General features: G+C 39.2%; 13 protein-coding genes. 6 read left to right on the top strand and 7 right to left on the bottom strand.

The window, feature by feature from the left end; translation table 11 throughout:
* Positions 1-9: 9 nt before the first annotated feature.
* From ccoG to CHB66_RS12930, 3 genes are all read left to right on the top strand, one after another.
* A complete protein-coding gene (gene ccoG / locus CHB66_RS12940; RefSeq protein ID WP_089241616.1) occupies positions 10-1,422 on the top strand; it encodes a cytochrome c oxidase accessory protein CcoG in 1,413 nt (470 codons plus the stop codon).
* A 172-nt stretch (positions 1,423-1,594) separates the two neighbouring features.
* Positions 1,595-2,020 carry a FixH family protein gene (locus CHB66_RS12935; protein WP_089241614.1) on the top strand — a complete coding sequence of 142 codons (426 nt, stop codon included), beginning with the start codon at positions 1,595-1,597 and terminating at the stop codon, positions 2,018-2,020.
* A complete protein-coding gene (locus CHB66_RS12930; RefSeq protein ID WP_089241612.1) occupies positions 2,021-2,725 on the top strand; it encodes a sulfite exporter TauE/SafE family protein in 705 nt (234 codons plus the stop codon).
* A 150-nt stretch (positions 2,726-2,875) separates the two neighbouring features.
* Here CHB66_RS12930 and hemN read toward each other — a convergent pair whose 3' ends face one another.
* Positions 2,876-4,234 carry an oxygen-independent coproporphyrinogen III oxidase gene (gene hemN / locus CHB66_RS12925; protein WP_089241610.1) on the bottom strand — a complete coding sequence of 453 codons (1,359 nt, stop codon included), beginning with the start codon at positions 4,232-4,234 and terminating at the stop codon, positions 2,876-2,878.
* 120 nt (positions 4,235-4,354) lie between these two features.
* On the opposite strand from hemN, the gene CHB66_RS12920 reads away from it, so the two are divergent.
* On the top strand, positions 4,355-4,912 hold the full coding sequence (locus CHB66_RS12920) for a pentapeptide repeat-containing protein (RefSeq protein WP_089241608.1): 558 nt from the start codon (positions 4,355-4,357) through the stop codon (positions 4,910-4,912).
* Here the strand turns inward: CHB66_RS12920 and CHB66_RS12915 are convergent, their stop codons facing one another.
* The gene (locus CHB66_RS12915) at positions 4,913-6,370 is read right to left on the bottom strand and encodes a DUF294 nucleotidyltransferase-like domain-containing protein (protein WP_089241733.1); all 1,458 of its coding nucleotides are present in this window, start codon (positions 6,368-6,370) and stop codon (positions 4,913-4,915) included.
* Positions 6,371-6,619: 249 nt separating this feature from the next.
* Between CHB66_RS12915 and CHB66_RS12910 the strand changes: the two genes are divergently transcribed.
* The gene (locus CHB66_RS12910; RefSeq protein ID WP_089241605.1) at positions 6,620-7,996 is read left to right on the top strand and encodes an amidohydrolase family protein; all 1,377 of its coding nucleotides are present in this window, start codon (positions 6,620-6,622) and stop codon (positions 7,994-7,996) included.
* Between the two features lie 70 nt (positions 7,997-8,066).
* Here CHB66_RS12910 and CHB66_RS12905 read toward each other — a convergent pair whose 3' ends face one another.
* Positions 8,067-8,258, bottom strand: coding sequence for a cold-shock protein (locus CHB66_RS12905; RefSeq protein ID WP_076502283.1), 192 nt, complete (start codon positions 8,256-8,258; stop codon positions 8,067-8,069).
* Between the two features lie 177 nt (positions 8,259-8,435).
* Here CHB66_RS12905 and CHB66_RS12900 point away from each other — a divergent pair, with 177 nt between their 5' ends.
* A complete protein-coding gene (locus CHB66_RS12900; protein WP_089241603.1) occupies positions 8,436-8,927 on the top strand; it encodes a SixA phosphatase family protein in 492 nt (163 codons plus the stop codon).
* On the opposite strand, the gene CHB66_RS12895 is transcribed toward CHB66_RS12900, so the two are convergent.
* From CHB66_RS12895 to lon, 4 genes are all read right to left on the bottom strand, one after another.
* Positions 8,924-9,655 (bottom strand): SDR family NAD(P)-dependent oxidoreductase, encoded by a 732-nt coding sequence (locus CHB66_RS12895; protein WP_317045600.1) that lies wholly within the window; start codon positions 9,653-9,655, stop codon positions 8,924-8,926. The genes CHB66_RS12900 and CHB66_RS12895 overlap by 4 nt on opposite strands.
* A 264-nt stretch (positions 9,656-9,919) precedes the next feature.
* Complete coding sequence (gene hslU, locus CHB66_RS12890) at positions 9,920-11,323, bottom strand: ATP-dependent protease ATPase subunit HslU (protein WP_089241601.1); 1,404 nt, start codon at positions 11,321-11,323, stop codon at positions 9,920-9,922.
* A 12-nt stretch (positions 11,324-11,335) separates the two neighbouring features.
* Positions 11,336-12,322, bottom strand: a complete 987-nt coding sequence (porQ, locus tag CHB66_RS12885) for a type IX secretion system protein PorQ (protein WP_245812730.1) — start codon at positions 12,320-12,322, stop codon at positions 11,336-11,338.
* Between the two features lie 29 nt (positions 12,323-12,351).
* Positions 12,352-14,829, bottom strand: a complete 2,478-nt coding sequence (gene lon / locus CHB66_RS12880) for an endopeptidase La (protein ID WP_089241597.1) — start codon at positions 14,827-14,829, stop codon at positions 12,352-12,354.
* Positions 14,830-14,926 lie beyond the last annotated feature (97 nt).

Raw genomic sequence — 14,926 nt, 5'->3', positions numbered from 1 at the left:
TAGAAGAAAATGAGTAGCAATCAAGAGGTTTTCGATCCCAATAGTTTTAGAGATTCTCTAGGGACTATGAAAGAGGATGGTAAAAGGAACTGGATTTACCCCAAGAAGGTATCCGGTAAATTTTACCAATGGAGAACCTATTTGTCTTGGGTTTTATTAGCAATCTTATTTGCTGGTCCTTTTATTCAAGTAGGAGGGAGGCCATATATGCTGTTCAATATTTTCGAAAGGAAGTTTATCATCTTTGGGGCTGCATTTTGGCCTCAGGATACGCATATATTGATTTTCCTTTTGCTCATTTTCTTCATCTTTATCATTCTGTTTACAGCAGTCTTTGGACGGGTCTTCTGCGGATGGGCCTGTCCTCAGACGCTGTTTATGGAGATGGTGTTCCGCAAGATCGAGTATTTGATCGAAGGAGACGCCAACCAACAGCGAAAGCTGAATGCCATGCCATGGAATAGTGAGAAACTATGGAAAAAAGGCTTGAAGTTGTCTATTTTCTTATTGATATCCTTGCTGATTTCACACCTGGTCATGGCTTACCTGATAGGAATTGATCAAGTAGTGGAGATAGTCTCCCAACCTCCATCAGCCCATATGACAGGATTTATTGGATTGATGGCATTTACAGGTGTTTTCTTATTTGTTTTTTCATGGTTTAGAGAGCAAGCTTGTATTGTGGTTTGCCCTTATGGTAGGTTACAAGGAGTTTTGTTAGATGCCAATTCTATCAATGTCACTTATGACCATGTCCGAGGAGAGCCCAGAGGGATGATCCGAAAAAATAAAGTTGAAGAAAACATTAAGGGAGATTGTATAGATTGTTCGCTTTGTGTGCAAGTCTGCCCGACAGGAATAGATATCAGAAATGGTGTACAAATGGAATGTGTCAATTGTACGGCTTGTATTGATGTCTGTGACGAGGTGATGGAGAAGGTGGATAGACCAAAGGGCTTGATTCGTTACGCTTCAGATAATAGTGTACTAAAACAAACACAGAAGTTGATAACTACAAGGGTGAAGGTCTACTCACTCCTTTTGGTAATCTTAGTGGGAGCTTTTGTGACCTTATTGGCCACAAGAGATGATCTGAGTGCAACGGTGACTAGATTTAGAGGTATGACATATCAAGAAAGAGATACGGGTGAGGTTAGTAACCTATATGAAGTGTCTTTTATTAACAAAACTTTCAAAGATCAATTGATAGAGTTGATACCTGAAAACACCAACTACAAACTTGAAGTAGTTGGTGATCAAAATTGGACTTTGGAAAGTCAGAGTAAATTCGATGGAAGGTTCTTCTTAGTCAAAGAGCAACAAAATATCCTAACCAATCAAGATCAAGTAACCTTGCTTTTGATTCAAAATGGAGAAGTCATTGACAAAATCAAAACAAGTTTTGTAGCGCCAATCAAGTAATATGTGGATACCGGAATGAAACCATAAGTATTACAAATAGCTGCTTCTTGATTTATTTCGATGCTAATTTGATACTAGTTAAATGTGGATATTAATCGACTAACAACAAATTTACTTATCACTCAATCAACCAATAACTTAATCAACTAATAACCAATAACTATTAACTAACATGGACTGGGGAAAAGGTATAGTATTGACCATAGCAGCATTTGTGATCATCATGATCAGTATGGTGACGATCTGTGTGAAGCAGGATGATATCCATCTAGTAACACAAAATTATTATGAAGAAGAGATCAAGTATCAAGATCAAATCGAGAAAATCATCAATGCTACGCTGCTGGAGGAGGAGGTGCTAACTTTTGATAGTCAATCGAAAATAGTAGCATTGAATCTACCGGTGGGAGCAAAAGGGACACTTCATCTATTTAGACCTTCTGATGCAAGATTGGATCAAAAGATTGACTTTGATATAGTCAATGCTGCTGAAAATGCAGTGAATGTGCAATCTTTGAAACCAGGATATTGGAGAGTAAAATTAACTTGGGAAGATGAAGGAAAAGCATACTATCAAGAGAAGCAAATCAATATTTAAATGATTTGGACAGCTTTTCTCTTAGGGTTTTTAGGTTCTTTCCATTGTTTGGGAATGTGTGGACCGATTGCTTTGGCTGTGTCAGCCAAAGACAGTTCCCCATTTCTTAAAAACAAAATGATCTATAATTTAGGAAGAACACTTACATACACTTTTTTAGGTGCCTTGATAGGAGTTGTAGGGTTTTCATTAGCCCTGGCGGGGATTCAGCAATGGATTTCCATTTTGATGGGAGCTGTGATTTTGTTGATGGCATTTTTTTATAAAAGATCAGAGCGATTGATCACGCAGACAGGATTCTTTGGTGGCGTCAATAAATTGAAGTCTAAACTTGGGAAATACCTTAAAAGAGGAGGGACTACTGCTTTTTTTACATCAGGATTGCTCAACGGGCTTTTGCCTTGTGGGATGGTTTATATCGCTTTGATCGCTTCCTTAGCACTTCAAAACCCAATTGCCTCAGCGATGTATATGCTCTTTTTTGGTATAGGGACTATTCCAATGTTGCTAGTCGTGATGCTTTCAGGAAAGTTGGTTTCTCTGCAATGGAGAACCAGGTTCACCAGAGCACTTCCATATTTTGCCATGTTTATAGGCATACTTTTTATAGTCAGAGGACTCGGTCTTGGCATTCACTACATCAGTCCAAAACTTCAGGTGTTCGACTACGGATCTGAGCAAGTGGAGGTTACGATGTGTAGGTGAGTGGTGAAGACGTGAGATATAAGATACAAGATTTAAGATACAAGATTCAAGACATTAGATAAACTATTAGTAGCCCTGAGTTGCTATCCAGGGGGATAGAGTTGGAACTGATAACTTTGAACCTTCAAAATCATTGCGAGCTAAAATATTTTATATCGCCTTACTAAATACAAATTGCCTGTCTTGCTTGGCTTGCATGCGAAGGTCAAAAGTCGTACAGATGTTTCTCACAAAAGGTAGTCCTGCTTCTTTAACCTGAATTCCAAACTGATCAAATTGTAGCAATCCCTCTGATTGGAAGGTGTGGAGTTTTGCTAAATTTTTAGCGGATATTTTCTCAAAGAAAGCATAAGTCCACTGAGCAGATTGATTGCAGATCAGGTCGAGGATTAAATTTCTGGTAGCAATGTCTTCTGTAGTCATGGCATGTCCTCTGTTGATCGCAAGTTTTTCTTGATTAATATTCTCTTTGTATTCATTGATTCCTTTTGCGTTTTGAGCATAACCATAATAGACATCAGAGATAGAGCTATTACCAAGCCCAATCAAAATTTTGGAAGGTGAAGTGGTATAGCCCATGAAGTTTCTATGAAGTGTTTTGTTGATTTTAGCTTGATACAGAGGATCATTTTCCAAAGCGAAGTGATCCATACCTACTTCCAAATAGCCCATGCTGGCTAAGATTTCTTTCCCTTTTTCATAGAGGGCTCTTTTTTCAGCTTCTTGAGGTAGATACTGCTCGAAACTTTTTTGAGCTGGAAATGCAGCTGGAAGATGTGCATAACTATAAAACGCAATCCTATCAGGTCTTAATTCAGCTACTTTTGCAAAAGTATTTTCGATAGTAGCGATATTCTGGTGAGGAAGTCCATAGATCAAGTCAAAATTGATGGATTCGTACCCGATCTCTCTTGCGATAACTGTTGCTTCCTTGACTTTTTCAAATGGTTGAATTCTATGGATGGCCTTTTGGACTTCAAGATTGAAATCCTGAATTCCATAACTCACACGCCTGAATCCTAAATCAAATAATGTCTGTAAATGTGCTCTTGTGGTATTATTTGGGTGTCCCTCAAAGCTCAATGCTGCATGCTGCATCAGTTCTGAGGTGCTTAAAATATAGCCGAGCATTTGTTGAAGCGATTCGGGAGAAAAAAAAGTCGGCGTGCCCCCACCCAAGTGGATGCCAGCGAGCTTAGGGGGTGTTTCAAATAGCTGCAGGTAAGCTTGCCACTCTTTGATGATGGTTTCTATGTAAGGAGTTTCTACTGTGTGATTTTTTGTAATGCGCTTGTTACACCCACAGTACGTGCAGAGGCTTTCGCAATAGGGTAAATGAATGTAAAGTGTCACCCCTTCATCTTCTCCAAAATCTTGATAAGCAATCCGTACCAAATCTTTCCAGTTGCTTTCCTGCATATCATCCGCCCAAAGGGGAACTGTAGGGTAGGATGTATACCTAGGTGCAGGGACATTATATTTTTGAAGTAGAGTTGGTTGGCTTTTCATCTTTTCTTTCAATTACCCCACAAATTTCCTCGAAAAAGTCCTTAATTTCGGTGATCAAAGTTTTCTAAAAATCTGATAAATGTCATTTAAATATTATTATTGACTTCACTCTAAAAAATAATGTTTGAAAAAGTATTTAATCAAATAGACTTCAAATTATTAGAGTTCATTAAGACAGAGTATGAAAATTGCCAGTTTATATCTTGTGATTTCACCTCAGTAGATTTGTCAGGATCGATATTCTTGAACTGCCGATTTGAGGGGTGTAATCTTAGTTTTGCAAATCTCTTCAAGGTGTCATTCCAAGAAGTGAGTTTCCAAGATTGTAAATTATTAGCCTTGCGTTTTGATAAATGTGCCCCAATAGGATTGAGTCTTGGATTTGAATCGTGCATTCTAGATCAAACATCATTTTATCAATGCAAATTAAGAAATACAAAGTTTTCAAAATGTAGGCTAACAGAAGTAGATTTTTCAAGGGCAGATTTCATGGAATCTGATTTTCGAGATTCTGACCTATCAGGAGCTACGTTTCTAGACACCAATTTAGCAAAAGTTGATTTCAGGTATGCTGTCAATTATAGTATTGACTTGGAGCAAAATAACATGAAAAAAGCCAAATTTTCACAAGACGGTATCAGGGGACTTTTGGTGAAGTATGATTTGGAGATTTACTAACTAAAATAAATTTTTAGTAAACTCCACTTTAATCTTCAATTGAAACTCTTTGATCACTTTGAAAATTTCCACCAAGGTAACAAGCTGGACTTTCGTAAGTTCCTTGATCTTGACAAAGTTTTCAGGTGACCTATTGTGCTCGATCATGCTGAGGGCTTGTTTTTCAAGCCTCAATGCCATCAGGTAATAGTAGGCGTGGCTGAGCTCTTGCGCCTCTTTTTCAGTGAATACGCCAGCCTTTTGCAAAGCAGAGATTCTACTCCCTGTATTTGTCTCAAAAATCCTGTTTTTTAGCGCGAATATTCTTGCCAAATCTACGATTGGGCTCATGGTCTTTTTGATATCGAAGAATTTTTCCCCATCGATTTTGAAGGTTCTGATATTTTTAAAAAAGGTCAGAGGTGGTTCAAATTGCAAGGAGTTGGTGCCCATATTCATAAAAAAGCGCTCGGTAGGGTTCTGTAGCTGCAAGTCCATAAATTCCTTTAATTCTTCGAGGATATCAAATTCCCCATAGATAGCCCTACAATCAAAGAAAGTCGCATATTTCATCACGGTTTCCTGAGTAGATTCTTGAATCCAACTTTCGTAATTTCTTTTCCAATGACTCAAAGAATGCGTCCATTTGGGATTTTTTGCCATTAATCCACCTTGACAAAAACTAAAACCTATAAAATCTAAACCAGTAGAAACACGACTGGCAAATTCTAAAAAGTAGGCCCTCACCAACTCTCTTTGTTCATTTGCTTTGTCTTCATAGATAATGGCATTGTCTTGATCAGTTTTGAGCGTTTGCTCACCTCTACCTTCGCTTCCAAGTACAAAAAACACAAATTTGGCAGGCGGAGGCCCTACTTCTCGAATGGTGTTCTCTATGACTCTAAGTGCAATGGTGTCAGATATTGTGGTGATGATTTGATTGATAATTTCAGCCTTCAGTCCATTAGTGACGAGTTGATGAATGATTTTAGGAACTTGCCGCCACTTTTCTCGTAGTTCCCCTACGCTCATCGCTTGCTTGACAGATTGAATGAAGATAAAAGGCCCTTGAGATTGCTCTGTTAGGATTTTATTTCTGCTGATCCAGCCTACATAATTTTCTTTATCCCTCACAAGTAAATATCTGGTCTTAGTCTGGAACATCAGAAGAAGAGCTTCATATAAAAAAGCATCTTGAGAAATTGCTACAATCCCTCTGTCCATCACTGATTCAATTGGTAAAGTCGGGTTCAATTGTTTAGCAATTACTTCGTCTCTTAAGGTGATGTCTGTGACAAATCCTTGGATTTTTTGTTCCGATTCTCCAATGAATAGACAAGAGATTTTTTCCTTTGCCATTATTTGCGCGGCTTCGAAAATTGGTGTTTCAGAGAGACATACTCTCAAATTGCGATGGTGGAGATCGCTTACTTTTTTGGAATAAAATTTATCTGTGTGGATTGCTGTGGACTGTATCATAAGTTTATCTTTCTCAGTCAAGAAAGCAGATATTACTGCTCCAAGTTAGCGCTTCTGTCGTGGATTAGTATGACTTTAATTTATTTTAAGAGTTTTTTCAATAGATAGTAGTCTCTTTTCTTTTTGATTGTTCGAATATTCACTGAAAAATGATTATTGACTCATGAAAATAATTAAAATTCTTAACTTGAACCAAGATGGCTTTGATCACGAGAAAGCACTTGGTCAATCATTATAAATTTTCATAACATGAACACACTAATATACAGGATTCCCAGTTTGATTATATGCTTGCTTTTCTTTTCAAATCTGATAGCACAGGATCATATCTTTACTTCTATCAATATCATAGATGTACGCACGGGTCAGGTCCTTAAGGATCATTATATCCATGTGAAAGCAGATAAGATCCACCAGATAGCACCCGAAGTTCAAGGGCTTCCAACAAATAGGAATACCACTATCATAGATGGAAATGGAGCTTTTGTAATCCCCGGTCTAGCAGAGATGCATTCCCATATCCCAACCACCAATTCCGACGACTTCTCTTATTTACAAGATGTGATGTGGTTGTATTTGGCTAATGGGGTGTTGAATGTACGAGGCATGATTGGGCATCCTTCTCACTTAGTTCTCAAAGATAAAATCAGCAAGGGAGAAATCACAGGCCCTAGAATATTTGCCGCGGGACCTTCTCTGAATGGTGATTCGGTAGCGGATGCTGAGACAGGGAATCGTATGGTTAGCGAACAAGCAACAGCCGGTTATGATCACTTGAAGCTGCATCCGGGCTTAGATATGCCCAGGTTTATGGCTATCAGTACCACCGCAAAAGCTGAAGGAATCAAATTTGGAGGACATGTGTCTTTAAATGTTGGTTTGGAGCAGTCCCTGCTGAATGGCTATCGATCTATAGAACACATGGACGGGTATATTGAGGCTTTGATAGCTGATAAAGATAAACTTGATCCCCAGATTGCAGGGCCTTTTAGTATGTTGTTGGTCAAGGATATTGATATGGAGAAATTACCAGCTATGATTGAGTTGACTTTGCAGCAGAAAGCATGGATTGCCCCCACGTTGACCTTATTTGAGCGTTTTTTTGGGTACATTCCTGCAGATGAATTTCGCCTGGCTCCTGAGATGAAATACATGCCTGGGTTGCAGGTTCAGCAGTGGGTCAATCAAAAAAAAATGCTCGAAGCACAAGGGATTTTGAAGGAAGAAAATGTGCTTCCCTATCTTGAGTTCAGAAAGGAGTTACTAATGAAGTTGCATCAAAGTGGGGTTCCTATAATCATGAGCTCGGATTCTCCTCAGGTTTTCAATGTCCCGGGATTTTCTATTCATCATGAAATCGCTTCTATGTCAGAAGCAGGAATCAGCCCCTTGGATATTTTAAGAACAGGGTCTATCAATGTGGCTAAATACTTTGAGCAGGAGGGTGAGTTTGGGGAATTGATTCCAGGATCATCCGCTGATTTTGTGTTGTTGGAAGGAAATCCTTTAGAAGATTTGGAAGCTCTAAAAGCTATTCATTCCATAGTAGTCAGAGGTGAGTGGATTACTGGAAAAAAACTAGATGAAGAACTGAGGCGAATAGAGTTGAAGAATGTTAGGAAATAAATAGTTTAAATTGAAAAAGAGTAGCGATAACTCACTACTCTTTTGCTTTTCACCTAGTGCTGGGTTGTGACTATACTTTTTTTACATTTATAGCATTAGGGCCTTTTTTGCCCTCTTTCACGTCATAGGTTACTTTGTCGTCTTGTGCTACTTTGTCTAAAAGACCTGTTGCATGCACAAACACATCGCTTTGAGATTCGTCATCTACGATAAAACCGAATCCCTTTGCGTCGTTGTAGAATTTTACTGTACCGGTAAGCATAATGAAATATTAAATTATGTGGTTAAATGTTCGATAAATGTAAATAATATGGCTAAAAAAACAAAAAAATATTTCGTTAAATTGGTGTTATAAAAAGTCCTTGGAGCGAAAAATTGTGAATTGATAGGGGAATATTTGGAGGATTCTGGATGACCAAAAAGAATTAATTTTATAAATATGAAAAAGTTAGTATTGATTCGTCATGCCAAATCTGCATGGGACAACCCATATTTGAGTGATCACCAAAGACCTCTTGCAGAACGGGGCCTCAGAGATATTCCAAGAATGGGTCAGCGGCTGAAAAAAAGAGGAGTATATCCTGATATGATGCTTTCTTCTGATGCTGAGCGAGCCAAAATAACTGCTCAAATCATAGCTGAACAGCTGGATTTCCCAAAAGAGTCCATTCATTTTACGCGTGAATTATATCATGCTGATGCTTCTGAGATTTTAGAATATTTGCGAAATATCCCTGTAGCTATTGGGGTGCTTTTTATCTTCGGGCACAATCCGGGGCTCAATGATTTGATATGGGAGCTTGGAGGTCAGATTGACAACCTTCCTACTTCAGGTCAATATGGATTTACATTTCAAGCCACAAATTGGAGAGATATTGAAAGGGCAAATGCAACTATATGGTTTGATGACTATCCTAAAAAGGATATTTAGAACTCCCTGACATCCTGAAGGACTCCTTTAAAATCAGCGTTGTTTTGAATCAAATAGATAATTTTTTCTGCTGCGGCATCAGGGCTACTCAATGCATTATCTGCTTTAAGTCCTTTAAATTTATCCAATAAAGAAAATCCTTTTTCTGGTGCTGAGCGGATATCTTCTTGCATAGCTGTATCCACAACTCCCGGGGAAAGTGCGAAAAATTTTATTCCCGAATCTGTTTTTTGGGCTTCTTCTTGCGCGGCTTCACTCATCATATTCAAAGCTGCTTTAGAAGCAGAATAACCTGACCAACCATCAATACCTTTTCTAGCTGCGCCAGAGCTGATATTGATGACCAAGCGCTCTGCTTGTTTGTATTCAGCAAATCGATGTACAAATTCATTCATTAAGAGAGCAGGAGCGATGGTATTGATGTTAAAAATATCTTGGATATTTTTTGCTTTGAGCTTGCCGAAATAATCAATCTGACCAATCCATCCAGCATTATTGATCAATACAATACGCCGATATTCTCCCTCTGGAAATATGCCATCAAAACTTTGTCTGATTAAATTGAAATTACCAAGATCCAATGAAATATTTTGAACATTAGGTTTATCTGAATTAACCTCTGATCTAGAAATACCTATGATTTGATTTTTGGAATCTTGACTCAGTTGTTCCAGGAGTGCTTTGCCTATTCCTTTACTTGATCCTGTAATGATGTAGAGAGATTGCATTTGTATTATTATTTTATGTATATCCGCTTTCACACCAGTAATCATATTTTATTAGACTCATACCTAAAACTCAGCTGTTGTCGACGGTCGACCGTCATCAGTCGACGATTATCCGCTTGATTCTTTCGTTTTATTGAATTACTGGTGTCATTGCGGATAATCATATATTATTTAATTCAAAACTAAATCGAACGATCAATTTTTATTTGATTGTAATTCAATTTACAAACAAAAGGCTACCCAACGAGGTAGCCTGATATGTTTTTAAAGGATGTATTGAGAAAGGTCTCGATTTTTGACTAATACACTGAGTCTTTCTTGAACCATTTCTTTGGTAATCATGATTTTTGAATTGGCCTCTATAGTGTCAGGTACTTCAAACAGGAAGTCATTGAGCAAATGACTCATAACAGTATGTAGTCTTCTAGCTCCGATATTCTCGACTTCTTCGTTGATTTGAAATGCAAGTTTTGCGATCTCTTGGATGGATTCATCATTGAACTCTAAATAAACTTCCTCTGACTCAAATAGTGCTTGATATTGCTTGGTAAGTGCATTTTTTGGATCTTTCAGAATTCTGTAGAAGTCTTCTTCTGTCAAGCTACTCAGTTCTACCCTGATCGGAAATCTTCCTTGAAGTTCTGGAATCAAATCTGATGGCTTGGCTACATGAAATGCTCCAGCTGCGATGAATAAAACATGGTCAGTATTGATAATACCGTATTTGGTATTGACAGCCGAACCTTCGACTATTGGCAGGAGATCCCGCTGTACACCTTCTCTAGATACATCTGGGCCACCTCCAGATTTACTTGATTTGGAAGCAATTTTGTCAATTTCATCGATGAAGATGATACCATTGTTTTCTGCTAGGTGAATAGCTTCTTCTTTTACTTCATCAAAGTCTATTAATTTACTAGCCTCTTCTTCAGTAAGAATTTTTCTAGCTTCAGCGATGGTTACTTTTCGTTTCTTGGTTTTTTTAGGCATCATCCCGCTGATCATATCTTGAAGTCCGGCCATACTGGCGTCATCCATCATCCCATTCCCGATCATCCCTACACCTATCGGTGCGCTTTGTTTTACACTGATCTCAATCTTGCGTTCTTCCATTTCTCCGTTGCGGAGTTTTTCACGGAAGCGTTCCCTAGTTCTTTCATTCAATTCTTCATCTGATGAATTTTCAGGATTAAACTCTGAAGAAGATGGTGCCACAGACCTTGCAAAACCTGCAGCTTTCACTGGAGGGATTAAAATATCCAAAATCGCTTCTTCTGCTGATGCAGCAGCTTTTTCTTTGACCTCTTCATTTTTCTGTGCTTGTACAAGATGTACAGATTGCTCTACCAAGTCTCTCACCATGCTTTCAACATCACGACCGACATAGCCTACTTCTGTGAATTTTGAAGCTTCTACTTTGGTGAAAGGAGCATTGGCGATTTTGGCTAGCCTACGCGCTATTTCTGTCTTGCCCACACCTGTAGAACCGATCATCAAGATGTTATTGGGGACAATATCTTTTTGGATATCAGTCTTTACCATCAGCCTCCTGATTCTATTCCTGAGGGCTATGGCCACATTTCTTTTGGCATCATGCTGACCGATGATGTATTTATCTAATTCGGCGACAATCTGCTTTGGTGTTAAATCTTTAAAATCACTTCTCATATTTTTACGTTTTTAGAACGTTCTTTTCTTGTTGATGGTAGTAGTAATCCCAAATACATTGGAACCCCCAGGTATATTATAAAACATGCGGGAATAGGAGAGTTCAAATTGCTTTACCATAAATGAAAAGCCTCCCGAAAAGCCTCCAGCTCCTGCACCATTAGCTGTTTCAAATTCTTTCCTAATCAGATGATTATATCCTAGTCTCAGATTGAAATGCTCTGAAGGTAATATTTCTACCCCGAATACAACTCTTCTGAACATTTGATCAACAGTTCCTAGCTCTTCATTGTTTCTAAATGGATCAGGAATAAAGAAGTCTACTTCTCTTCCTTGCAGATTTCTCAAACTCAGATGGAATCGAAATGGAGCATATTCAGGCTTGTAACTTGCCCCAACCCTAAAGTCAGTAGGTAATTGGAGATTTTGCCCTTCGATATAGTTTTTGATATTGAACCCGATGTTTCTAAGGTTGAAAGCCAAAACTAGGTCTTGTTCGGGATGATGGTAATTCACTCCAAAATCCATAACAAGGGCATAAGCTTGAAAACTTTCTAATACTGACCCCAATAATTTCAAATTAGTACCATACCGAAATACTCCCTGACTTTTGGAATAGCCCACTATCAGTGCAAACTCGTTAGCATTGAATTCTCCAGTACTCTGGCCTAAGTCATTGAAGCCTTGAAAATCTCCATAATTGAAGTATTGCAAGCCAATACCAATAATGCCATCAGAAAAGCCTTCAAAATTATAACCTAAGGTCGCTACATTGATTCCACCAGGAAAGTTGAGGTAATGAAATGCAGGAGTATTTAATCTACTGCTGTCCAGCAGGGCAGGATTGGATAGGAACATCAAGGGATCATTACCAGCCGTTAGGTTGACTCCTCCCAAAGCGGCCAACTTGGCTTGGCTGGGATGATCTACAAAATTGAATGCTGCTTGACTGGTCTGAGCTAATGTAATCTGCTGGGACTCTACGATTAGTCCCAGCATGATCAAAATGCTATAGAGCCGCCTTGATTTCAATTGTTGTTGATTTCGCTAGTGAAGGTAAACTTCATCGGCTCCTCTACTTTGGATTTCATCAAGGCGATTTCCAATACTTGATCTACATTGTCGACAAAGTGGAAATTGATACCTTTCAAGTATTGCTCGTCGATTTCCTCTATATCTCTTTTATTCTTCTGACAAAGAATGATTTCCTTCAAACCAGCCCTTCTAGCTGCTAGTATTTTTTCTTTGATACCACCCACTGGCATTACCTTTCCCCTAAGGGTAATTTCTCCAGTCATGGCAATTTTTGATTTCACTTTTCTTTGCGTATAAAGCGAAGCCATCGCTGTCAGCATGGTAATACCCGCTGAAGGGCCGTCTTTTGGTACAGCACCGGCAGGTACGTGTACGTGGAGGTCATATTGATCAAAGACCCTGTAGTCTATGCCAAGTTTCTCAGCTTTTGATTTGAGGTAAGAGAGGGCAGTCATGGCTGATTCTTTCATCACATCTCCAAGCTGACCAGAGAGTGTAAGTTTGCCCTTACCTCTACTCAAGGCTGTTTCTATAAAGAGTATCTCTCCGCCTACAGAAGTCCAAGCCAAACCAGTTACCACTCCAGCTACACTGTTGTCTTGATACATTTCCTTATCGAAGATCTCTCCACCAAGGATTTTTCTCACTGCTTCAGGTGTAATCTTCTTGCTGTATTCCTCCTCCATAGCGATGGATTTGGCTACATTCCTGACTACTTTTCCTACTGCACGCTCTAGGCTTCTTACGCCAGATTCACGGGTATAGTCTTCTATAATTTTGGCAATGGCTGTCTTGTCAAAGGATAAGTCCTTTGCCTTTAAGCCATGTTCTTTTCTTTGCTTTGGGATCAAATGCTTCTTGGCAATTTCCAATTTCTCTTCCATGGTGTAGCCCGTCACTTCGATGATCTCCATTCTGTCTCTCAAGGCAGGCTGAATACTATCAAGAGAATTAGCAGTGGCGATGAAAAGGACCTTGGAAAGGTCGTACTCTACTTCCAAATAGTTATCTGTGAAAGTGCTGTTTTGTTCAGGATCTAGCACTTCTAGAAATGCAGAAGAGGGATCTCCCCTGAAGTCAGAGCTCAGCTTATCTATTTCATCCAAGACGTAGACAGGGTTGCTAGTTTTGACCTTTTTCATGTTTTGAATGATCTTACCTGGCATGGCTCCCACGTACGTTTTTCTATGTCCGCGGATTTCTGCTTCATCATGCACCCCACCGAGTGACATGCGTATATATTTTCTACCAAGCGCTTTGGCAATGGATTTTCCAAGGGATGTTTTACCAACACCCGGAGGGCCGTAGAGACAAAGGATGGGCCCCTTGAGGTCATTCTTTAGTTTCAGTACAGCCAAATACTCAATGACTCTTTCTTTGACTTTTTCAAGGCCGTGATGGTCTTTGTCGAGGATTTCCTTAGCTCTCTTTAGATCAAAGTTATCTTCTGTCAGTTCATTCCAAGGCAGTTCTACCAATGTTTCCGCATAGTTGAGTGCTATTGGGTATTCAGCAGCGGATGGGTTGATTCTTAGTATTTTATCCAGTTCTTTTTCAAAGTGTTTGGCTACAGCTTGAGGCCACTTTTTCTTCGCGCCTTTGAGCCTGAGTTCTTCGACTTCTTTTTCTGGACCTTCTTCTCCCAATTCAGTTTGCAGGACCTTCATCTGCTGTCTGAGGAAGTAATCTCGCTGCTGTTGATCGATATCTGTGTGAACTTTCTTTTGGATTTCACTTTTCAGCTCCAGCATTTGGATGTCCTTCATCATAAACTCCAGCAGCAAGGTAGCACGCTCTACGCCATCATTGATTTCTAGCAGCTTTTGCTTGGCTTCTACAGGTGCATTGATATTGGAAGAAAGAAAATGTGTAAGAAATGGCGTATTGTCGATATTATCTAATGCAACTTGCGCTTCTCTTGGGATTTCTGGATTTAGATGGAGAATTTTGGCAGCAGCATCTTTGAGCGACTCTTCCAGCGCCTCGATTTTTTTGCTGTTTTTCGGGAAGTTTTCTTCCAGGTAAGCCACCTTTGCAGTGAAATATGGGTCTTCGGTAAGTGTGTCCGTGATTTGGAATCGCTTTTTCCCTTGGATGATGATGGTTGTGTTTCCATCCGGAAGCACTATCATTTTGATGATTTTGGCCAGTGTACCTACATGGTAGATGTCTTCCCAAGAAGGGTCGTCATTGTTAGGGTTGATTTGTGCACAAACACCTATAAGCTTATCTCCACGCTGTGCTTTTTTGACCAATTTGATTGATCTCTGTCTGCCCACAGTGATAGGAATCACGACGCCAGGGAAAAGTACAGTATTTCTGACAGAGAGGATTGGGATTTCGCTGGAGTAGTTTTCTTGTTGTGAGATATCATCTGCTTCATCATCAGTGATGAGTTGGATCAGATCGCCTTCTCCGGCGTAGTCGCCTACCATTAAAGATTGATATAATTGATTTTCGTAATTGTTCATAAAGGACAAGATGACAGGCCGGCTGTCATGTTAAATCATAAAATAAGAAAGAACCTTCAATTTAGAAGGTTCTTCCAATTAATTCAATGCTTATGCC

Source organism: Belliella buryatensis (assembly GCF_900188245.1).
Classification (GTDB): Bacteria; Bacteroidota; Bacteroidia; order Cytophagales; family Cyclobacteriaceae; genus Belliella; species Belliella buryatensis.
This window is presented reverse-complemented; position numbering and strand designations above follow the sequence as displayed.